The following is a 20,071-nucleotide window of genomic DNA, read 5'->3' on the forward strand; positions in this document are numbered from 1 at the left end:
CAAGGCAACCCACAGGAGGCCCACCCCGGCATGAAGCGATTTGCAGCGCTGTATCAGGAACTGGACCGTAGCACCGCCACCTTGGACAAGCGAGCGGCGCTGGTGGCGTATTTTCGCGACGCGCCGCCGCGCGACGCCGTGTGGGCGCTGTATCTGCTGGCGGGCGGCAAGATCACCAGCGCACGCCGCAAGATCGCCGGGTCGGCCGAATTGCGCGCGTGGATTTCCGCCGCCTCGGATACCCCGGCGTGGCTGGTGGACGCCAGCTACGACCAGGTCGGCGACCTGGCGGAGACCCTGGCCCTGTTGATGCCCGACCCGGACTCCGCCCACGCCGACCCTGAACGCGGCCTGGCCGACTGGATCGAAGAAGTGCTGCTGCCCATTGCCAACCGCGACGAGTCCGAACGCCGCGACATCATCGTGGCCGCCTGGCGCGGCATGGCGCTGGCGGAAAGGCTGGTGTTCAACAAAATGCTGACGGGCGCGCTGCGGGTCGGCGTCTCGCAACGCATGGTGCAGCAGGCGCTGGCCGACATGTCGGGCGTGCCCATCGCCCGGATCGCGCAGCGCATGCTGGGCACGTGGACGCCCAGCCCGGCCTTCCTGCGCGATCTGCTCAGCGCCGAGGCGCTGCCCGGCGACCGCCAGCAGCCGTACCCGTTCTTCCTGGCCTCGCCCCTGGAAGCGGACCCGGCCATGCTCGGCCCCATCGACGACTGGCTGATCGAATGGAAGTGGGACGGCATCCGCGCCCAGCTCATCCGCCGCCATGGCGAAGTGGCGCTGTGGTCGCGCGGGGAAGAGCGGCTGGACGGACGATTCCCTGAAGTGGAGACCGCCGCCCACGCTTTGCAGGTGGACTGCGTACTGGACGGCGAACTGCTGGCCTGGCAGGAAGACGCCGGCGGCCCGATGCCGTTTTCCGCGTTGCAAACCCGCATCCAGCGGCTCAAGCCCGGCCCCAAGTGGCTGGCGCAAGCCCCCGTGCGCATGCTGGCTTATGACCTGCTTGAGCTTGACGGCGCCGACCTGCGCGACCGGCCCCAGTCTGAACGCCGCGCCATGCTGGAAACGCTGCTGCGGCAACACCCCGACCCGCGCCTGTCCTTATCGCCGGCGGTATCGCCCGACAGTTGGGAAGCCGCCGCCGCCTTGCGCCTGGAATCGCGCGAACGCGATGTCGAAGGCTTCATGCTGAAGCGCGCCTCGGCCCCGTACCAAAGCGGGCGGCGGCGCGGCGATTGGTGGAAGTGGAAGATCGACCCGCTGACCATCGACGCCGTCCTGCTCTATGCCCAATCCGGCCACGGCCGGCGCAGCACGCTATACACCGACTACACCTTCGGCCTGTGGCAGGGCGATGCCCTGGTGCCCATCGCCAAGGCCTACTCGGGCCTGGACGACAAGGAAATCCTGGAGCTGGACCGCTGGCTGCGCGCGCACACGCGTGAACGCTTCGGCCCGGTGCGCTCGGTGGACCCGGTGCAGGTGTTTGAGCTTGGGTTTGAAGGCGTCAACTTGTCCAAGCGCCATAAATCGGGCGTGGCGGTGCGCTTTCCGCGCATCCTGCGATGGCGGCGCGACAAGCCCGCCGACCAGGCCGACCAGCTGGACACGCTGAAGGCGCTGGCGCGATGACGGCACCCCCGCGCGGCTGGGAAGCGCCGCTGTCGGCCTGGTTCAACGCGCGCGGCTGGCGCCCGGCGGCTTTTCAGAAAGAGACCTGGAAGCGTTACCTGGCCGGCGAATCCGGCCTGCTGCATACCCCCACCGGCAGCGGCAAGACGCTGGCGGCGTTTGGCGGGCCGATGCTGCAAGCGCTGGCCGATCCTGCCGGCGCCACACCCACGACGGGCGCGGGGCCGCGCGTGCTGTGGGTGACGCCGCTGCGGGCGCTGGCCACCGACACGGCGCGCGCCCTGGCCGACACGGTGGCGGACCTGGCTCTGGGCTGGACGGTGGCCTTGCGCACCGGCGACGCCAGCGCCCGCGACAAACGGCTGGCGCGCCAGGGCAAGGCCGATGTGCTGGTCATCACCCCGGAATCCCTGGCGCTGCTGTTGTCGTACGCGGACGCGTCGTCGCGCTTTCGGGCGCTGCGTTGCATCGTGGTGGACGAATGGCACGAACTGCTGGGCAACAAGCGCGGCGTGTTGTTGCAGCTGTGTCTGGCACGGCTGCGCCGCCTGTCGCCCGACGTGCGCATGTGGGGCCTGTCCGCCACGCTGGGCAATCTGGATGAAGCCCGCGACGTGTTGTTGCCGCATCAGCCGAACAGTGCGGTGGTGTCCGGCGCGCGGCCGCGCAAGGTGACGCTGTCCACCTTGCTGCCCGAGCGCAGCGCCGCGCTGCCGTGGGCGGGGCACCTGGGCCTGTCGCAACTGGCGCGCGTGTACAAGCGGCTGTTCGACGTGCGCGCCACCTTGCTGTTTACCAACACTCGCGCGCAGGCCGAGCTATGGCATCGCGCGTTGGAATCCATCTGGCCCGAAGACCCCGCCACGCTGGCGCTGCACCACGGCTCACTGGACCCCAAGCTGCGCACCCGCGCGGAACAGGGCCTGCGCGACGGCAGCATCCGCTGCGTGGTGGCCACCTCCAGCCTGGACCTGGGCGTGGACTTTCCGGCGGTGGATCAGGTGTTGCAGGTAGGCAGCCCCAAAGGCGTGGCCCGGCTGCTGCAACGGGCCGGCCGCGCCAAGCACCGGCCCGGCGAGTCCGGCCATGTGGTGTGCGTGCCGGCGCAGGCGCTGGAACTGGTGGAATACGCCGCCGCCCGTCAGGCCATCGCGCGCGGCGATATCGAATCGCGGCCACCGCCGCGTGGCAGCCTGGACGTGCTGGCGCAGCACGCCGTCACGTTGGCATTGGGCGGCGGCTTCGAGGCGGACGCGCTGTACGAGGAAGTGCGCGGCACGCACGCCTATGCCGCGCTGGACGCGCCCACCTGGCAGGCCGTGCTGGACTTCATCGTGCAGGGCGGTCGCGCCTTGTCCAACTACCCGGAATTTCGCCGCGTTGAAAAGGATGACGACGGCTGCTACCGCGTCCACGACCGCCGCATCGCGTTGCGCCATCGGCTGTCCATCGGCACCATCACGGCCGACGGCGCGGTGTCGGTGAAGTACCTGCGCGGCGGCAGCCTGGGGTCGGTGGAAGAGGGCTTTCTGGCCCGGCTGCGCCCGGGCGACCGCTTTCAATTCGCTGGCCGCACGCTGGAGCTTGCGCGGCTGGAAGGCATGACGGCCTACGTACGGCGCGCCAAGGGCGGCGATGGGCCGGTGGCCACGTGGCAGGGTGGGCGCATGCCGCTGTCCACTCAGTTGGCGCGCGAAGTGCAACGCCTGTATGCCGATCCCGGCGATCACCCCGAGATGCGCGCCGTTGAGCCGCTGCTGCGCATCCAGCGCCAGGCCAGCGCGCTGCCGGCCCCGGGTCGCCTGCTGGCCGAACAGATCTCTACGCGGCGCGGCATGCATCTGTTCCTGTTTCCGTTCGCGGGCCGTGCCGTGCACGAAGGCATGGCCGCCATGATGGCGCTGCGCTGGGGCCGGCGCCATGCCAACACCTTTTCCTATACGGTCAATGACTACGGCCTGATGTTGACGCTGGCCGAGCCCGCAACGCTGGACGAAGCCTTGCTGCGCCAACTGCTCAGCCCCCATGACATGGCCGCCGATCTGCGCGATGGGGTGAACCTGGGCGAACTGGCGCGGCGGCAGTTCCGCGAGATTGCCCGAGTGGCCGGCTTGTTGACCCCGTCGTTGCCCGGCAGGGCTACACGTTCGCTGCGCCAGGTGCAGGCGTCCAGCGGCCTGCTGTACGACGTGCTGCGCCGCTACGATCCCGACCACCTTTTGCTGGCGCAGGCCGAACGCGAAGTGTTCGACAACCAGCTGGAAGCGCCCCGGCTGATGGCGGCGTTGGAAGATTGCCAGATGCGCGCGCTGGACCTGTGCACGCCCCGCGCGCTGACGCCGCTGTCGTTTCCGCTGTGGACCGAAAGCCTGCGCGGGCAGCTCAGTACCGAAAGCTGGCAGGCCCGGGTCAAGCGCGCCGCCGCCCAACTAGAGAAACGCTATGCCCGAATTGCAGGATGATCCGTCGGCGCACGCCTTGCCCATGACGCTGGCCGGCGAACCCGTGCTGCTGCTGGGCGAACGCGCGCTGTACTGGCCGGCCCGCGCGCGCCTGGTCATCGCCGACCTGCATCTGGGCAAGGGCCACGTGTTCCGTCAGGCCGGCATCGCCGTGCCGCGCGGCGCCACGCAGGCCGACCTGGACCGGCTGACGCGGCTGGTTCACGACACCGGCGCGCAGCAGTTGTGGATTGTGGGGGATGTGCTGCATGGGCCGATGTCGCAGGCCGAGTGGCGCGATGACTGGGCGCAGTGGCGCCGCGCCCATGCCGAACTTGACGTGGCGGTGCTGATCGGCAATCACGACCGCGCGCTGGAAGGCGCTGCATTGGGCATGCGGCAGCTGGGGGATGAGCAGGCCGACGGCCCGTTTTTGTTCCGGCATATCCCCAAGGCCGACCCGCAAGGCCGCCACGTCATCGCTGGCCACGTACATCCCAAGACCCGCTTGCCCGGCGTGCCCCGCCATTGGCCGGCGTTCTGGCTGCAAACGGGTATCACCGTTCTGCCGGCGTTCTCGGACTTCACGGGCGGCTACACCGTGACCGTGCAAGCAGGACAGGCGGGGCAGGTTGGGCAGCGGTTGGCGGCTTGCGTCGACGGCAACGTGGTGCCGATCGGCTGGCCGCCGTCAGGCGCATAGCCTCGCCTGGCCGACCCGGCACTTATTACCGCCGTTGTAAGAAGTGCCGGGCAGGTGGCTCCACCACAAACCGGCCTGGCCGCGGCAGGCAAAAGGACCCGACGCACCGCGCAACGCGTCCTTCCAGCCGTGCGGCACACCACTTGCTGCGTACCCGGCAGGCGCCCGCACGGGCCACACCCCGGTTCGTGCGAGGCAGGACCCACCTTCACAGGAGACTCACAATGAACCGTGACCCCAGGTACACGCCCCGGTATGACGATGACTTCGAACGCGATCCGGGCGCCGACGCCGGGCGGGGTGATCCGTACCGGCAGGCCCACCAGCGCGGCCGCTCCCAAGGCGATCCGTATCGCGATCCCAATCGGGACCCCTATCGCCATCCCGGCTCGCAAGGTCAAGGGCGCGGCAACCGTGGCGCCGGTGATCAGGAACCCTGGCACGACCCCGCGCCCTCGTACGGCTACCAGGGCGACGGCAATCGGCCCGCACCCGGCGCGCGCGAGTCGCGCGGCGGATTGCGCAGCCGCAGCGCCGACCCCGGCCAAAGCAGCTACGGCGGCTTTCGCAATGAAGACCCGTCCTTCCAGCGCGAGCAGGTGTATGGGTCGCGCAACCCGTCCTACTCCGGCCCCACGTCCTACGGCGACGAAGAAGGCGGCTACTACGGTGACCGTCCGCGCGGGGGCGACGAGACCGGCGTGTCGTTCGAAACCGCCGAACGGGGCGGCTACAACCGCGGCCCCACCGCCTGGCGCGACCGGGGCTCGTTCCGAACCGACCCCAAGGGCTACACCCGGTCCGACGAGCGCGTGCGGGAAAACGTTTGCGAATACCTGGCGCATAGCGGGCTGGACGTCAGCGACGTGTCCGTCAGCGTGACCGATGGCCGCGTAACGCTGGAAGGCACCGCGCCGGATCGCCGCACCAAGCACCGCATTGAAGACTGCACCGACGCCTGCGCGGGCGTGCAAGACGTTGACAACCGCATCCGTATCGCGGGCAAGGGCGGCGCGGGGGAATCCACCGCCACTGGCGACACCGCCATCGGCGGCGGTCGGGAATAACCGCGCGCAAGCCATGAACGCCAATGCCACACCCACCGACGGCGCTGACGGGGACATCGACCCCGATCAGCAGCCCCGCAAGCTGGACGACTGCCGGCGCTGCGGTTTGTGGCGGAACGCCACCCAGGCGGTGGGGGGCGAAGGCGGACGCCGCGCAAGCATCATGCTGGTCGGCGAGCAGCCCGGCGATAAGGAAGACCTGGCCGGGCTGCCTTTCGTCGGCCCGGCCGGCGCGCTGCTGGACAAGGCCTTGGCCGAGGCCGGCGTAGAGCGCCAGGCGGTCTATGTGACCAACGCCGTGAAGCACTTCAAGTGGCAGCTGCGCGGCAAGCGCCGTATGCACAAGTCGCCCGCCCAGGTCGAGATTCGCGCCTGCTCGTACTGGCTGGATCAAGAGCTGGACGACATCCGGCCCAGCGTCATCGTGGCGCTGGGCGCCACCGCCCTGGGCGCCGTGATGCAGGACGCCAAGCGGACGCTGAAAGACGCCATGGGCCACGTGATGAAGCGCGGCGACACCCGGGTGCTGGCCACCTACCACCCGTCATTTGCGTTGCGCAGCCCCAGCCACGAAAGCCGGGACGCCGCTTACCACGCCATTGTCCAGGCGCTGGCCCGCGCCAAGCGCCTGGCCGATGAAGGCGGGTGAAGCCGCGGTCGCTCCAGCAGCGGTCACCCAAGCATCAAGCGCCAGACAACCTGCCGAGCCTTAACAATCAAGGAGGAACGATCCCATGAAATTCACCAAAGCCACCGGTGCGCACACGCAAGGCGATGCTGTCCTGTTCAACATGGAAACAGGCGGCGTCACGCGGCAATTTGAAATTTCGGGCGACGTATTGCGGCGCCGCTTCGGCGCGGCGGACGACACCGCCACTGAACTGCTGCATGCATTCGAAAACGCTGCCCAAGCGCTGCAAGACGCCGCCCAACGCGCACAGGGGGTGCCCGCCGACGGCCCCATCCAGTTGGGCGAGGGCGATTTCGCCTGACGGACTCTCGGCGACGGCGGGGCAAACATGGACACGCAGGCGTCACCCAACCCGCCGTCGATCTGGGTGATCGGCGATGTGCACGGCTGCGTGGATTCCTTGGACGCCTTGCTGGCACGCCCCGAAATCGCCGACGATCCGCAATGCCGGTTGTGGTTCGTGGGCGACCTGATCAACCGGGGCCCGGATTCCGCCGCCACGCTGCGACGCGTCATGGCGCTGGGTGCACGGGCGACGGTGGTACTGGGCAATCACGATCTGCGCGCGTTGGGAATCGCGGCCGGCTGCATCCGGCCCGGGCGGCGCGACACGCTGGACGAACTGCTTGCGGCGCCCGACGCGGGCGAGTTACTGCACTGGCTGCGGCACCGTCCGCTGATGCACGTGGAAGCCGGCCACGTGCTGGTGCATGCCGGCATCTACCCCAGCTGGGACATGCGCACCGCGCAGGCGCTGGCCGACGAGGCACAGGTGCCGCTGCGCGGTGATCGCTGGCGCGATGCGATGCACGCCTTGCACGGCGGCTCGCCGCGCGCCTGGACGCAAAAATTGCACGGCGACGCCCGGCTTCGATTCATCGTGGGGGCGTTCACGCGCATGCGGCTGTGCACGCGCGATGGCGCCATGGCGCTGGGCGCCAAGGCCACCCCCGGCCATTGGCCGTCAGGCAGCTTGCCGTGGTTCGATGTGCCGGAGCGGGCCTGCGCCGACACGCCCATCCTGTTTGGCCACTGGGCCACGCTGGGCTTGTTGGTACGGCGTGACGTTACCTGCCTGGACACCGGCTGCGTGACGGGCGGCGTGCTGACGGCGTTGCGCGTAGGCGACCGAAAGCTGTTGCAGGTGGGGGCCGAGGCCTTGCTGGCGTGACGGCGGCAATCTGCTATTCAAAATTTGACAGCGTCTGCAAAAACGCCGCGATGTCGCGCGCATCCTGCTCGCGCAACCCCAGCGCGGGCATGGCCGTGCCCGGCTTGATGCCTTGCGGATCCATCAACCAACGCTGCATGTAGTCGGGCGAATTCGGCACGACGCCGGCAATGCGCGACCGGTCCGCCATGCCGTCCAGCGACGGGCCCACATAGTGGCGCGCGCCCGGCACGCCCGGAATGGCGTGGCAGGTCACGCACAGATACTGCTGCAACGCGGCGCGCCCGGCCTTGGCGTCGCCTACGCGCATGTCGCCTACGCGCATGTCGCCCGGCGGCGTTGCGGTAGCGGACGAAGAGGGCGAAGTCGATGCGGATGCCAAGCTCGAAGCAGGCCCGCCTGACGGTGCGCCATCGCGATACTGCTGTGGCGACAGCGTCGGCAGCACCCGCATGTAGCCCACCACGTCCCAGATTTGCTCGTCCGTCATGCGGTACTGCCAGGCGGGCATGCCGGTCATCTTGATGCCGTGCCGGATGATCCAGAACACCTCGGCCGCCGGTCGCTCCCGTGCGCTGGTCACCAGCGGCGGGGGCGCGGGATTCAGCCCCAGCGCGTAGGGCTCGGGCGCCTGGCCCGGGCCGCCATGGCATTGCGCGCATTGCGCCCGGTACAGCGCATCGCCGCGCCGTATGCGATCCGGGCTGTCCAGGTCGGGCACGTCGATATCCGCCGACCGCAGCTTCACCGACCGCGTGGACGCCACGTCCAGCAAAGCGTACACAGGCACGGTGTGCGGACCGGTGGCGCTGACGTCATACCAGCCGAAGTAGACGGTGGCGCTGCCCAGCGCCGCGCCCGCAAGCACCAACGCGGCGACACACCAGGCGGCGATACGGGGCCATCGTCTCATCGCGCCTCCTGGCCTTTGGGCAGGCTTAGCAGGAACGCGGCAATGTCCTCGGCTTCGGCCCGGCTCAAGCCGACATTGGGCATGGCGGTGCGGGGATTGATGGCGGGCGGGTCCATCAGCCAGCGGACGAGGTTGGCGGGCGTATTCGGCAGGAGCCCGGTCAGATAGGCTTGACGGCCCACATTTCCCAAGGGCGGCCCTACGGCGGACGCCGGACCGCGCACGGTAGGCACGGCGTGGCAGGCCAGGCAACCGTGGTTTGCCACCAACTGGCGTCCGCGCGCGGCGTCGGCGCTACGGGGCAAGGCATCAGCGGACACGTTCTGCGCCAAGGGCGGACGCTCGTCCCCACACGCCGCCAGCAACGACAGCGCGGCGGCGCCAAGCAGGATGAGGGGAGGGCGGGCGGTAGGGCGCAAGAGGGGGTGACGTCCTTCGGCTGAGATACCCGCCGGGCACCAGCAAGTCCTGTTCCTCGGACGAATTCCGCTGCATATTTCAGCGCGCGTTCGAACCCGTGTTCGCACCCGTGTCCGCACCCGTGTTCCCACCCGTGTTCCCACCCGTGTGGCCGCATCCAAGCCGCTGGGCACGGTACATGCTGACGCGCGGCATGGCCGCCATCCTTTCCTACGTGCTTGCCACCGCGCCGGCGGGTGCCGCTCTACCGCGCTTGCCCAGCGCGCCGACGGGCGGGGCGGCCGGCGATGGCGCCGGGGTCATTGCTGACATCAGTCAAATCCTGTTCATCGGCGCCACGGCAATTTTCGTGGTGGTAATGGCGTTGGTGGCCGTGGCGCTGTTCGGCCCCGCCAGCGCGCGCCGACGCCTGGCCAGCCCCGCGCTGATCGTTGGCGCGGGCATCGCTTTCCCGGTCGTGGCGCTGACCGCCTTGCTGGTCTACGTACTAAGCGCGGGGTCTTCCATGGCGGGCGACGGGGCCGCGCCCACGGTCCGCATCGCCGTCAAGGGCGAACTCTGGTGGTGGCGGGTGCGCTACCTGGACGCGTCCGGCGCCGCCTTGTTCGACACCGCCAACGACATCCGCATACCTGTCGGGGCGTGGGTTGAATTCGAGTTGACCTCCGACAACGTCATTCACAGCTTCTGGGTACCCGAACTGGGGGGCAAGCTGGACATGATTCCCGGGCGCGTCAACCGCATGCGGGTGCGCGCGCAAACGGCGGGCACGTTCACCGGGCAATGCGCCGAATACTGCGGCGCGCAACACGCCAACATGAAGTTCCACGTCGTCGCGTTGGAACCCGACGCGTACCGCGCATGGCAAGAGGCCCAGGCGCGGCCGGCTGAGGCGCGGCCGGCTGAGGCCCAGCCGGCCCCGCCGTCCGAGCCCACGCTGCGCCGGGGCGAGCAGGTCTTCCTGCAAGCGTGCGCGCAGTGCCACACCGTGCGCGGCACCGACGCCCGGGGCACGCTGGGCCCGGACTTGACCCACGTGGGCAGTCGCCTGTCGCTCGCGGCAGGCGTATTGCCCAACAACGTGGGTGCACTGGCCGGCTGGATCGCCGGCAGCCAACACATCAAGCCCGGCAACCCCATGCCGTCCTTCAACCAACTGCCCGGTGAAGATCTGCGCGCCGTGGCCCGCTACCTGGAAGGCCTGAAGTGAGCGATACCGCCCAACCCCCCGCGACCGCCACGCCGCAAGCTCCGTCCGTCGGCGCCTTGTTGACGCCCAAGCTTCCCAATTCTTCACCGCGCCCACCGGAAGAAGAGGGCGCGCTGTTGCGGGCGTGGTGGCGGCCCAGTGGCTGGCGGCTTGTTACGGTGGTGGACAACGCATCGGTCGGGCTGCTTTATATCGGCACGGCCTTTCTGTTCTTCCTGTTGGCCGGCGTGCTGGCGCTGTTGATGCGCACGCAATTGGCCGCGCCCGACAGCCACCTGATCGGGCACGCGCTCTACAACCAGCTGTTCACCATGCACGGCACGGTGATGATGTTCCTGTTTGCCGTGCCCGCCGTGGAAGCCATCGCGGTATTGCTGTTGCCCAACATGCTGGGCGCGCGCGACCTGCCGTTTCCCCGGCTGTCGGCCTATGCGTATTGGGCTTACGCGGTGGGCGGGCTGGTGTTCTTTTGCAGCATCTTTTTCGGCCTGGCGCCGGACGGTGGTTGGTTCATGTACCCGCCGCTGACCGGCTCGCAATATTCACCCGCCATGAACGCGGACCTGTGGTTGCTGGGCATCGGCTTCATCGAAATCTCGGCCATCGCGGGGGCCATCGAGCTGGCCGTGGGCATCCTGCGCACGCGCGCCCCTGGCATGGGCCTGGACAAGATGCCGATCTTTGCGTGGGTGATGCTGGTGTTCTGCGGCATGGTCATCATCGCGTTTCCGGCCGTCATCGTCGCCACGGCGCTGCTGGAACTGGAGCGCGCCTTCGACATGCCGTTCTTCATCACGCAACGCGGCGGCGACCCCTTGTTGTGGCAGCACCTGTTCTGGTTCTTTGGCCACCCCGAGGTCTACATCATCTTCCTGCCCGCCGCCGGCATGGTCTCGATGATCGTGCCCGCCATGACGGGCGTGCCGCTGGTGGGCTACCGCTGGGTGGTCATGGCCGTGGTGGGCACCGGCTTTCTCAGCTTTGGCCTGTGGGTGCACCACATGTTCGCCACCGGCATCCCGGCGCTATCGCTCAGTTTTGCGTCGGCGGCAAGCATGGCCGTGTCGGTGCCCACCGCCATACAGGTATTCGCATGGATCGCAACGATCGCGGCGGCGCTGCGCTTGCGACCCTTGAAGACGCCGATGCTGTTCATCCTGGGTTTCTTCTTCATCTTCGTGCTGGGCGGCCTGACCGGCGTGATGGTGGCCGTGATTCCGTTCGACCTGCAAGCGCACGACTCGTATTTCGTCGTGGCGCATCTGCACTATGTGTTGTTCGGCGGGATGGTGTTCCCGCTGTTCGCGGCGTTCTATTACTGGACGCCGGTGGTCAGCAGGCGCGCCTTATCCGAACGGCTGGGGCGCTGGGCGTTCTGGCTGATGTTCGTGGGCTTTAACGTCACGTTCTTTCCCATGCATTTCACGGGCCTGGCCGGCATGCCGCGGCGCGTCTACACCTACGCCGAAAGCCAAGGCTGGGGCTTGCTGAACATGGTGTCTACCGTGGGCGCCTACCTGATTGCGGCGGGCGTGCTGGTGTTCCTGTGGGACCTGGCGCGCAACTTCCGCCCGACCCTGGGCCGCAACGCCGGCAACGTCTGGAACGCGGGCACCCTGGAATGGCTGCCCAGCGATATCTACGGCGTGCGCAGCATTCCAAGCGTGACCTCGCGCGAGCCCCTGTGGGACCAGCCCGGCCTTGCGCGCGATGTGGCCGCCGGCCGATATTTCCTGCCCTCGGCGCCATCGGGAACGCGCTCAACGCTGGTGACCAGCGCCGTGGACGCGCAGCCCGATTACGTGTTGCCGCTGCCCGGGCCGGGCTGGCTGCCGCTGTTGGCGGCTTTGGGCACGGCGGGCTTTTTCTTGTTGCTTACGTTCAAGATGCATGCGTTGGCGGCGGCCTGCGCCGTGCTGGCGGTGGCCTCGTTGTGGCGTTGGCTGTGGGACGCCGACACCGGGCCGGACTACGCGCCGGTGCACATCGGAGCGGGCGAGCGGGTGCCGATGATGTGTTCCGGCGCGGCGTCGCATTACGGCTGGGCCATGACGCTGTTGGTGGTCGTCTGCGCCAGCATCTTCGGCTCGTTGTGCTTTGCGTATCTGTTCCTGTGGACCACCTCGCCGGGCGCCTGGCCACGCGGCGCCGACTTGGCTGGCCCGGTTCGCCCTTTGCTTTCCGCGTGGCTGCTGATGGACGCCGCCGTGTTGATGGCGTGCTGCGGGCGCTGGCTGCGCCTGAACCGGCACGATCTGCTCAGAACGGGCATGGCCGCCGGCGCCGTGTTGCTGGCGCTGGCATCCGCGCTGGACCTGCACGGCCACTGGACGCACGGGCTGCGACCGCAAGCGTCGGCTTACGCGGCGGCCGTGTACGCGGTTGCCGGCTTGCAGGCAGTGTTCGCCTTGCTGGCGGTCACGATGGCAGCGTTTACCGTCGCGCGTTCCATGGCCGGCAGGCTGTCGTACACGCGCCGCGCCTGCCATCACTGCACGATGGTGATGTGGTACTACACCGTGGCGCAGGGCTTGGTGGGCCTAGCGCTTGTGCATGCCTTTCCGCGCATGGCGGGGTAGCGCGATGAAGACGCCCGTGCTCACCGCCTTCGGACGCAACCCGCTGCTGCTGATCGCCGGCCCGATGATCTGGATGGTGCACTTTCTGGGCATCTACATCGTCAATGCCATTGCGTGCGCGCGGCCGGATTCCGCGCTGGCGATGCATGCGAGGGGAATGCCGGTGTCGTCGTGGGTGATTCTTGCGGGCAGCGCCGCGGCCTTGCTGGCCATGGGGCTAACGATCCGTATCGCGATCCGCTCGGCTCGACATGAAGACGCCCCGGACGCCGCGCGCTTTCGCGTTTGGCTGACCGGGGCGTTGTGCGTATTGTCGGCATTGGCCGTGGCCTGGCAGACCGTGCCGATTTTCCTGGTGGCTGCGTGCGGCTAGGGGGCCGGCTGCCCGTGCCCCCCGCCTGGCATCAGGGCTATTTCTTGACGGTCTGTACGCTTTGTTCCAGCGTCTTCGCCATTTGCAGATGCTGCTGCAAGGCGGGCAAGGTTTCCATGGCGAACTGTTTGATTTCCGGATCCTTGGCATTCTTCGACGCGTCTTCAAACAGCTTGACCGCATCTTCGTGCGCGGACACGCCCACGCCTTCGGCATAGGCCTTGTCAAACCCGTCGTCGCGCATGCCCAGCGTCTTCAGCTTGGCTTGCTGCATCAACGACGGCTCGGTGGGCGCGTCGTAGCCCTTGCTTTTTGCCAGGCTGGTCAGTTGCTGCCCCACCTTGCCGTGGTCATCGATCATCTTCTGCGCAAAGCTCTTGATTTCAGCGTTTTGCGACTTCTGCAAGGCCAGCTTGCTGCCTTCCACTTCCATATGACCCGACTGTGCGGCATTTTCGAGAAAATCGCGGTCTTTGCTGTCCAGCTTGGAATCGGCGGCCATCGGCGCGGCGGGCGCGGTGGGCGAAGTCTGCTGCGCAACAGCAGCGGTGCCGACACCAAGCGCGGCAACCGAAAGCAGGGCGGCGGTAAGGGTGCGAGTTTTCATGTACGTCTCCCAAGGGGTGGCGCGGCGCGCCGTTGATAAGAACTACCCTTGCGCTTTACAGCAAACCGCGTTCCTGCCTGTGTTTGCCGTCAGCGGGGCGTTCGCCAAGCCGCCGTTCACGACTTGTTCGTCGATTCTTCCAGCGTGGAGGTTTCCTCGACGGGCTTTTCCACCTGGTCGATCACGCTGAATTCACCAGTGGATTCCAGGTATGCGCGCTTGACGCGACTGACGTCGCCCACGCCTTTCAGCCGCAGTTGCTCCATGAGTTCGCCCCGGCTGATGTGTTCGCGCTTCAAGCCCGCGACCTGGATCCGGCCATCGCGCACCAGGCAGATCCGCTGCGGCTCCAGCACGCGCCGCAACACGGGGATGTGATAACACAGGCGGTCCAGCAGGTAGCTCCAGCCGACAATCGTCGTGACAACGATGATGCCGTCGCCCATGGAATAAGAATCGCCCGACATCGCGTTGCCCGCCGCGTCGGCCACCAGCACCAACACCAGCATGTCTGCCACGCCCAATGACCCCATGTCGCGGCGGCCCGAAATACGAAGCAGGGCGTACAACACCCAATACATGGTCGTACCGCGGACGAACATTTCCACGAACCCGGCTTGAAGCGCAAAAATTTCAGCGATATCCGACATGGTGAGCCACACGTAAGCCGCACGGGGGCGACGGTGCGTGGCAAGCAGCAAATGTCGTGCCCGCGGTGACTGCGGTGGCTACGCGCTGCCGTCGGCCAGCAGCGGCTGCGCCGGCAATGCACCGCGCAAGGATCCCAGCAACACGCGCTTGTTCTCTCGGCTGCGGTATGCGTGTTCGCGCATCAGGTTTTCAGCGCGCACCGCTTCGCGCCGCGAAATGGCGCGCAACAGATCTTCGTGGTCGGCTTGCGCGCGCAGCACGAATGGCGTTTCCAACAGCGACGGGGTCGACGGCAGCGTCTGCGCGGCGGGGCCTGCCAGCGGCGTCTATCAGCGCGGCCCGCCCTATGTAAGGGCTTGAGGCGCCCCACAACCGGGAATCGGCCAGCGCCCACAACAGCGCGACCAGCAGCAGGAAAAAAACCAATGTCAGCCTGATCGCGCGCATCTTGCTCCTGCGAGTTCAACGCGCGCCAGGGTCCTGGCAAGCGCTGTCGACGTGGTTGATGGGACGGGCCATCAAGATGCCTGTGCGGTGACGGGATACCGCGACCCTCTCTGTCACCGAATTGTTCGATGAATATCGTGCTGCATCCGGCGAACGTCTTGGACAAAGATCAAGCCCTTCGCCCCAGATGGGGAAGGGCAGGAGGCAAGTACGGGTGGCGGCGACGGCCTGGCGCTGATCGGGCTCTAGCCCTGGCCCACGCGCCGTCCGCTGTCGTCGATCACGACTTCGCCATCTTCTTTAGTGAACGCGCCGCGCTGCGGCTCTTCAAGAATGTCCAGCACAAATTCCGACGGGCGGCACAGGCGCACACCGGCGGCTGTGACCACAAAGGGCCGGTTGATAAGGATGGGGTTCTCAAGCATGGCATCGATCAGCGCGTCATCGGACAGCGATTCGTCATTCAGGCCCAGCGCTTGATACGCCGATTCTTTCTGGCGGATGGCGTCGCGCACGGACAGGCCGGCGCGCGAGATCAGATCGACCAGCGTTGCGCGGTCAAGCGGCGTCTTCAAATATTCGATCACTTGCGGCTCGATGCCGGCGTTGCGAATCAGCGCCAAGGTATTACGCGACGTGCCGCACTTAGGGTTGTGATAGATGATGACGGGGCTCATGGTGTCCTGGGTTTGTTGAAGTGTTGGAATCGTGAGGGTGGCGGTGGGAGTTTACGAGGGCAATGCCCAACCACGTCAAATTCGTACTTTACATAATACACATTATGCGTAATACACCTAAGTGAAAGAAGAGGCGTCGGACGGCGTCCCAGCCTCTCTTTGTAAACACCCGTTTTCCCCTTACTCGATCCGCCCGATCGTCGCCCCGGCTGCCACCGATTTGCCCGGCGCTGCTTCCTGTTTGAGCACGCCGTCTCGATGTGCCAGCACCTGCATTTCCATCTTCATGGCTTCCATCGTGGCGATCAGTTCGCCTTGTTTGACGGTGGCGCCGTCTTCCACCTTCCAGGCCTGGATGGTGCCCGCGATCGGTGCCGGCACGCTGTCGGCGCTGGCGAGGTTCCCGGCAGGCTGCCCTGCGTCCGTCGTTGCCGCCGCGCCGGCGGATTGCAAGCCGCGCAGCAGTTCGGCCGGCAGGCCCAGAGATACGCGGCGGCCGTCGATTTCGACTGCGGTCCGGTGCAGTGTCACCGTGCCCAATGGCGTGGGCCGCACTGCCGCTTCCAGATCATGGGCAAAGTCGGTTTCGATCCAGCGCGTGTGGACCTTGAAGCCGGTGTCGTCGCCCAGGAAGTCGTCATGCGCCAGGACCGCGCGATGGAACGGCAGCACGGTGGCCACGCCTTCTATGCGGAATTCGGCCAGCGCGCGGCGGGCGCGCGCAATGGCCTGTTCGCGGGTGGCGCCGGTGACGATCAGCTTGGCCAACAGCGAATCGAAGGCGCCGGGTATGGTCGAACCCGACTCCACGCCGCTGTCCACGCGCACGCCCGGTCCGGACGGTGGCGCGAACTGGTCGATGCGGCCCGGCGACGGCAGGAAGCCCCGGCCGACGTCTTCGGCGTTGATACGGAATTCGATGGCGTGGCAGCGCGGCGCGGGCGCCGTGGTGAACGACAGCGGCAAACCGTCTGCGATGCGCAATTGTTCAACAACCAGGTCCAGCCCGCAGGTTTCCTCGGTGACCGGGTGTTCGACTTGCAGGCGCGTGTTGACCTCCAGGAACGAAATCGCGCCCGATGCACTCAGCAGGAATTCAACGGTGCCGGCGCCGACATAACCGGCATGGGCGCAGATATCGCGGGCAGACGCGTGGATGCGTTGGCGCTGGTCGTCCGTCAGGAACGGCGCGGGCGCTTCTTCCACCAGCTTCTGATTGCGCCGTTGCAGCGAGCAATCGCGCGTGCCCAGCACGACGACGTTGCCGTGCTTGTCGGCCACCACTTGCGCTTCGACGTGGCGCGGCCGGTCCAGGAACTGTTCCACATAGCATTCGCCGCGACCGAACGCGGTGACCGCTTCGCGCACGGCCGACTCGTACAGGTCGGCCACGTCTTCCATGCGCCACACCACTTTCAGGCCCCGGCCTCCCCCGCCAAACGCCGCCTTGACGGCAATCGGCAGGCCATGTTCGTTGGCGAAGGCCAGCACGTCTTCGGCGCCGTTGACCGGGTCTGCCGTGCCAGCGACCAGCGGGGCTCCGACGGCCAATGCGATCTTGCGCGCCTGGACCTTGTCGCCCAGGCGCTCGATGGTTTCCGGCGACGGGCCGATCCAGGTCAAGCCGGCGTCGATGACGGCGCGGGCGAAGGCGGGGCTTTCAGACAGGAAGCCGTAACCGGGATGCACGGCGTCGGCGCCACTGCGGCGTGCCACGTCCAGCAGCTTGTCGATATTCAGATAGGAATCGGCGGGACGGTCGCCGTCCAGCCCGTACGCCTCGTCGGCCATGCGCGCGTGCAGCGCGTCGAAATCGGCGTCGGCGTAGACCGCAACGGATTTGACGCCGTAGTCGGCGCAGGCGCGGATGATGCGGACGGCGATCTCGCCACGGTTGGCAATCAGAACTTTCTTCATGGCAGGCAGATTCAGTTAGGTCGGGTTGACGGGCACGGCCGGAACATCAACCGGAACGAAGTCGGAAATGGGATTGAAGCGCACGCGAGCGCCGATCGGAATTTGGGCGGCGCGGTCCAGATGCCACGGCGCGACCGAACCAATGACGGGGTAGCCGCCGGTCAAGGGATGGTCGGCCAGGAACAGAACGGGCTGGCCGCTGGCGGGCACCTGGATGGAGCCTTTGCGGGTGCCTTCGCTGGGCAGTTCGGCGTGGTTGGCGCGTTGCAGCGGCGCGTCGCCGTTCAGGCGGATGCCGACGCGGTTGGACTGCGGCGTCACCGTCCAGGCCTGGCGCGACAAGAGCGCAACCGCCTCGGCGTCGCACCAATCCGTGCGCGGGCCCAACACCACGTCCAGCACCACCTCGGTGTTGGTGGTTGGTAGATGCGCCGGCGCAACTTCGGGTGCCCCCACGATGGCGCCCTGCCCGGCTGGCCGGATGCCGATGCGGTCGCCCGACGCCAAGGGCTCGGGGCCGACGCGGGCCAAGGTGTCGGTGGAGCAACTGCCCAGCACCGGCCGCACGTCGAAGCCGCCGCGCGCGGCCAGGTAATAGCGGATACCGGCGGACGGTTGGCCCAAGGTCAGCGTGTCGCCATCGTCAAGCGCGATGGCTTGATACGTGTCGGCCGCCCACGTGCTGCCCGCCGCGCTGCGCAGCGTGACGTCGCCACGCGCGCCGGTCACGGCCACCACGCTGGGGCCGTGCGCCCGCACCTGGAATCCGCCGTAGACGATTTCAATGGCGGCTTCGGCGGGCGCGTTGCCCACGAGCCGGTTGGCGGCGCGCAGCGCGCCACGGTCCATGGCGCCGGAAGCGGCCACGCCTTGACGCGCCTGCCCTGCCCGGCCCAAGTCTTCAAACACCGCCTGCAACCCGGGCGACACGACTTCCAGCGCGGGTGTGGGGTGGGAATTGACGGCGGATGCGTTGCCGCGAGCGCAAGCAAAGGCCGACACATCGGCCGAGGTTCTGGCCGCAGTCCCGACCGAAGCCTCGGCCGAGGTTCCGGCCGATGTTCCGGAAGAAGCACCCTGCGTCGCGGCTTCGCCCGCCGCAGCCCCGGCATCAATGAACCGCACCCGATACCCCGGTTGCAGCAACGCCGGCGTCTCGCGCGCCAGGTCCCACATGGGTACCGGCGTCACGCCCAGGATCTGCCAGCCGCCGGGGCTGGCTTGCGGATAGACGCCGCTGAATGTGCCGGCCAACGCCACGGCGCCCGCCGGAATGCGGGTGCGCGGGGTCTTGCGGCGCGGTACGTCCAGCGTGGGGTCGCCGCCGCTAAGATACGCGAAGCCGGGTGCGAAGCCGGTGAAGGCCACGCTGTACGTGCCGCCGGTGTGGCGGCGGATGACTTCGTCCGGCGTGATGCCCAGCAACTGGGCGACTTCGTCCAGGTCTTCGCCGTTGTAATGAACGGGGATTTCGATCAGCTTGCCATCGCGCGCCACGTGAGCCGTGGTGTCGCGGGCGCCGATGCCGGCAATCAGCGCATCGCGCGACACCAGGCCGGGTTCGAAGATGACCAGCACCGTGCGCGCGGCGGGAACCATTTCGGTGACGCCGGCGATGGGCCGGTTTTGCAACGCGGCGAACAGCGCCAGCGTCTGTTCAAGATCGTCCAGCTCGACCAGTAGCGCGTCGGTGTTTACAGGCAGGAAACGCACGCGGCCTCCTAGGCGGATTGTGCCGGGGCAGCGTCAATGAAAGAGCGGATGGCAACGCCCGATTGCTCAAGCTGGCGCCGCAGTTCGCGCGCCATGTCCACCGCGCCCGGGCTGTCGCCATGCACGCAGATGGAATCGGCTTGCACGCGCGTCAGGCTGCCGTCAATGGCTTCGATGACGCCCTCTTGAACCAGCCGCAGCATGCGCGCGGCCACGGCTTGCGGGTCGTGCAGCACGGCGCCCTTTTCGCGGCGCGATACCAGCTCGCCCTTGGGCGTGTAGGCGCGGTCGGCAAAGGCTTCGGCCACCACGCGCAGCCCGCGTTCACGGGCGCGCGTCAGCAGCGGCGAGCCGGCCAGGCCCACCAGCACCAGCGTCGGGTCGATTTCAAGAATGGCGGCGATCACGTCGTCACCCTGGCGGGCGTCGTGCGCGATGGTGTTGTAAAGCGCACCGTGCGGCTTGACGTAGCGTACGTCGGTGCCGGCGGCGGCGGCCAGCCCCTTCAAGGCACCGATCTGGTAGATGACATCAGCGATCAAGTCGGCGCTGGCCACATCCATATTGCGGCGGCCAAAGCCGGACAGATCGGGATAGGACACGTGCGCGCCAACCGTCACGCCGTTCTCGCGCGCGGACTTCAAGGTGGCCAGAATGCCCGCGGGGTCGCCCGCATGGAAGCCGCACGCCACGTTTGCGCTGGACACCACCGCCAACATCGCGGCGTCGTCGCCCATGCGCCATGCGCCCAGGCTTTCGCCCAGGTCGCTGTTCAAATCGATCCCAGCCATGTCTTATCCTTAGTCCACGGACGCGGGGCAGGTGGTTTACGCAGCGTGCCCCGCTTATA

General features: G+C 67.6%; 19 protein-coding genes. 10 read left to right on the forward strand and 9 right to left on the reverse strand.

The window, feature by feature from the left end:
- Positions 1 to 30 precede the first annotated feature (30 nt).
- The 7 genes from V6F88_RS04615 to V6F88_RS04645 all read left to right on the forward strand — a co-directional run bounded on the left by V6F88_RS04615 (position 31) and on the right by V6F88_RS04645 (position 7,714).
- Positions 31 to 1,641 (forward strand): ATP-dependent DNA ligase, encoded by a 1,611-nt coding sequence (locus V6F88_RS04615; protein ID WP_332608177.1) that lies wholly within the window; start codon positions 31 to 33, stop codon positions 1,639 to 1,641.
- On the forward strand, positions 1,638 to 4,103 hold the full coding sequence (locus tag V6F88_RS04620; protein ID WP_332608178.1) for a ligase-associated DNA damage response DEXH box helicase: 2,466 nt from the start codon (positions 1,638 to 1,640) through the stop codon (positions 4,101 to 4,103). The genes V6F88_RS04615 and V6F88_RS04620 overlap by 4 nt, the downstream gene beginning before the upstream one ends.
- Positions 4,084 to 4,785, forward strand: a complete 702-nt coding sequence (gene pdeM, locus V6F88_RS04625; RefSeq protein WP_332608179.1) for a ligase-associated DNA damage response endonuclease PdeM — start codon at positions 4,084 to 4,086, stop codon at positions 4,783 to 4,785. The genes V6F88_RS04620 and pdeM overlap by 20 nt, the downstream gene beginning before the upstream one ends.
- Positions 4,786 to 5,009: 224 nt before the next feature.
- The gene (locus V6F88_RS04630) at positions 5,010 to 5,852 is read left to right on the forward strand and encodes a BON domain-containing protein (RefSeq protein WP_332608180.1); all 843 of its coding nucleotides are present in this window, start codon (positions 5,010 to 5,012) and stop codon (positions 5,850 to 5,852) included.
- 13 nt (positions 5,853 to 5,865) lie between these two features.
- Complete coding sequence (locus V6F88_RS04635; RefSeq protein WP_332608181.1) at positions 5,866 to 6,501, forward strand: UdgX family uracil-DNA binding protein; 636 nt, start codon at positions 5,866 to 5,868, stop codon at positions 6,499 to 6,501.
- Between the two features lie 85 nt (positions 6,502 to 6,586).
- Positions 6,587 to 6,844, forward strand: a complete 258-nt coding sequence (locus V6F88_RS04640; protein ID WP_332608182.1) for a DUF1488 family protein — start codon at positions 6,587 to 6,589, stop codon at positions 6,842 to 6,844.
- A gap of 27 nt (positions 6,845 to 6,871) precedes the next feature.
- Positions 6,872 to 7,714, forward strand: a complete 843-nt coding sequence (locus tag V6F88_RS04645) for a symmetrical bis(5'-nucleosyl)-tetraphosphatase (RefSeq protein ID WP_332608183.1) — start codon at positions 6,872 to 6,874, stop codon at positions 7,712 to 7,714.
- Positions 7,715 to 7,727: 13 nt separating this feature from the next.
- Here the strand turns inward: V6F88_RS04645 and V6F88_RS04650 are convergent, their stop codons facing one another.
- Positions 7,728 to 8,627 carry a c-type cytochrome gene (locus tag V6F88_RS04650; RefSeq protein WP_332608184.1) on the reverse strand — a complete coding sequence of 300 codons (900 nt, stop codon included), beginning with the start codon at positions 8,625 to 8,627 and terminating at the stop codon, positions 7,728 to 7,730.
- The gene (locus V6F88_RS04655; RefSeq protein ID WP_332608185.1) at positions 8,624 to 9,046 is read right to left on the reverse strand and encodes a c-type cytochrome; all 423 of its coding nucleotides are present in this window, start codon (positions 9,044 to 9,046) and stop codon (positions 8,624 to 8,626) included. The genes V6F88_RS04650 and V6F88_RS04655 overlap by 4 nt, the downstream gene beginning before the upstream one ends.
- Before the next feature lie 179 nt (positions 9,047 to 9,225).
- Here V6F88_RS04655 and V6F88_RS04660 point away from each other — a divergent pair, with 179 nt between their 5' ends.
- The 3 genes from V6F88_RS04660 to V6F88_RS04670 are packed head-to-tail and all read left to right on the forward strand — an operon-like array spanning position 9,226 to position 13,209.
- Positions 9,226 to 10,257 (forward strand): cytochrome c oxidase subunit II, encoded by a 1,032-nt coding sequence (locus V6F88_RS04660; protein WP_332608186.1) that lies wholly within the window; start codon positions 9,226 to 9,228, stop codon positions 10,255 to 10,257.
- A 59-nt stretch (positions 10,258 to 10,316) separates the two neighbouring features.
- Positions 10,317 to 12,836 carry a cbb3-type cytochrome c oxidase subunit I gene (locus tag V6F88_RS04665; protein ID WP_332608933.1) on the forward strand — a complete coding sequence of 840 codons (2,520 nt, stop codon included), beginning with the start codon at positions 10,317 to 10,319 and terminating at the stop codon, positions 12,834 to 12,836.
- A 4-nt stretch (positions 12,837 to 12,840) separates the two neighbouring features.
- Positions 12,841 to 13,209 (forward strand): hypothetical protein, encoded by a 369-nt coding sequence (locus V6F88_RS04670; protein WP_332608187.1) that lies wholly within the window; start codon positions 12,841 to 12,843, stop codon positions 13,207 to 13,209.
- Between the two features lie 37 nt (positions 13,210 to 13,246).
- Here V6F88_RS04670 and V6F88_RS04675 read toward each other — a convergent pair whose 3' ends face one another.
- The 7 genes from V6F88_RS04675 to V6F88_RS04705 all read right to left on the reverse strand — a co-directional run bounded on the left by V6F88_RS04675 (position 13,247) and on the right by V6F88_RS04705 (position 20,012).
- Positions 13,247 to 13,816 (reverse strand): DUF4142 domain-containing protein, encoded by a 570-nt coding sequence (locus V6F88_RS04675; RefSeq protein ID WP_442880159.1) that lies wholly within the window; start codon positions 13,814 to 13,816, stop codon positions 13,247 to 13,249.
- Between the two features lie 116 nt (positions 13,817 to 13,932).
- Positions 13,933 to 14,466, reverse strand: coding sequence for a DUF421 domain-containing protein (locus tag V6F88_RS04680; RefSeq protein WP_332608188.1), 534 nt, complete (start codon positions 14,464 to 14,466; stop codon positions 13,933 to 13,935).
- A gap of 78 nt (positions 14,467 to 14,544) precedes the next feature.
- Entirely contained in the window at positions 14,545 to 14,742 is a 198-nt protein-coding gene (locus tag V6F88_RS04685) for a hypothetical protein (RefSeq protein ID WP_442880160.1), read from the reverse strand.
- A gap of 417 nt (positions 14,743 to 15,159) precedes the next feature.
- On the reverse strand, positions 15,160 to 15,591 hold the full coding sequence (gene arsC / locus V6F88_RS04690) for an arsenate reductase (glutaredoxin) (RefSeq protein WP_332608189.1): 432 nt from the start codon (positions 15,589 to 15,591) through the stop codon (positions 15,160 to 15,162).
- Positions 15,592 to 15,771: 180 nt separating this feature from the next.
- Positions 15,772 to 17,508: an acetyl/propionyl/methylcrotonyl-CoA carboxylase subunit alpha gene (locus tag V6F88_RS04695; protein WP_332608190.1), complete on the reverse strand. Its 1,737-nt coding sequence runs from the start codon at positions 17,506 to 17,508 to the stop codon at positions 15,772 to 15,774.
- A gap of 15 nt (positions 17,509 to 17,523) precedes the next feature.
- Positions 17,524 to 19,221 carry a 5-oxoprolinase/urea amidolyase family protein gene (locus tag V6F88_RS04700; RefSeq protein WP_332608191.1) on the reverse strand — a complete coding sequence of 566 codons (1,698 nt, stop codon included), beginning with the start codon at positions 19,219 to 19,221 and terminating at the stop codon, positions 17,524 to 17,526.
- A gap of 8 nt (positions 19,222 to 19,229) precedes the next feature.
- Positions 19,230 to 20,012 (reverse strand): LamB/YcsF family protein, encoded by a 783-nt coding sequence (locus V6F88_RS04705; protein ID WP_332608192.1) that lies wholly within the window; start codon positions 20,010 to 20,012, stop codon positions 19,230 to 19,232.
- Positions 20,013 to 20,071: the final 59 nt, after the last annotated feature.

This window comes from Achromobacter sp. ESBL13 (assembly GCF_036668755.1).
Classification (GTDB): Bacteria; Pseudomonadota; Gammaproteobacteria; order Burkholderiales; family Burkholderiaceae_B; genus Achromobacter.

What these genes read in the sequence shown, in the direction of transcription:
- V6F88_RS04635 (WP_332608181.1), top strand. Translation starts at nt 5,866, where the DNA reads ATGAACGCCAATGCCACACCCACCGACGGCGCTGACGGGGACATCGAC.
- V6F88_RS04640 (WP_332608182.1), top strand. Translation starts at nt 6,587, where the DNA reads ATGAAATTCACCAAAGCCACCGGTGCGCACACGCAAGGCGATGCTGTC.
- V6F88_RS04630 (WP_332608180.1), top strand. Translation starts at nt 5,010, where the DNA reads ATGAACCGTGACCCCAGGTACACGCCCCGGTATGACGATGACTTCGAA.
- pdeM (WP_332608179.1), top strand. Translation starts at nt 4,084, where the DNA reads ATGCCCGAATTGCAGGATGATCCGTCGGCGCACGCCTTGCCCATGACG.
- V6F88_RS04680 (WP_332608188.1), bottom strand. Translation starts at nt 14,466, where the DNA reads ATGTCGGATATCGCTGAAATTTTTGCGCTTCAAGCCGGGTTCGTGGAA.
- V6F88_RS04660 (WP_332608186.1), top strand. Translation starts at nt 9,226, where the DNA reads ATGCTGACGCGCGGCATGGCCGCCATCCTTTCCTACGTGCTTGCCACC.
- V6F88_RS04705 (WP_332608192.1), bottom strand. Translation starts at nt 20,012, where the DNA reads ATGGCTGGGATCGATTTGAACAGCGACCTGGGCGAAAGCCTGGGCGCA.
- V6F88_RS04645 (WP_332608183.1), top strand. Translation starts at nt 6,872, where the DNA reads ATGGACACGCAGGCGTCACCCAACCCGCCGTCGATCTGGGTGATCGGC.
- V6F88_RS04670 (WP_332608187.1), top strand. Translation starts at nt 12,841, where the DNA reads ATGAAGACGCCCGTGCTCACCGCCTTCGGACGCAACCCGCTGCTGCTG.
- arsC (WP_332608189.1), bottom strand. Translation starts at nt 15,591, where the DNA reads ATGAGCCCCGTCATCATCTATCACAACCCTAAGTGCGGCACGTCGCGT.
- V6F88_RS04615 (WP_332608177.1), top strand. Translation starts at nt 31, where the DNA reads ATGAAGCGATTTGCAGCGCTGTATCAGGAACTGGACCGTAGCACCGCC.
- V6F88_RS04695 (WP_332608190.1), bottom strand. Translation starts at nt 17,508, where the DNA reads ATGAAGAAAGTTCTGATTGCCAACCGTGGCGAGATCGCCGTCCGCATC.
- V6F88_RS04650 (WP_332608184.1), bottom strand. Translation starts at nt 8,627, where the DNA reads ATGAGACGATGGCCCCGTATCGCCGCCTGGTGTGTCGCCGCGTTGGTG.
- V6F88_RS04675 (WP_442880159.1), bottom strand. Translation starts at nt 13,816, where the DNA reads ATGAAAACTCGCACCCTTACCGCCGCCCTGCTTTCGGTTGCCGCGCTT.
- V6F88_RS04620 (WP_332608178.1), top strand. Translation starts at nt 1,638, where the DNA reads ATGACGGCACCCCCGCGCGGCTGGGAAGCGCCGCTGTCGGCCTGGTTC.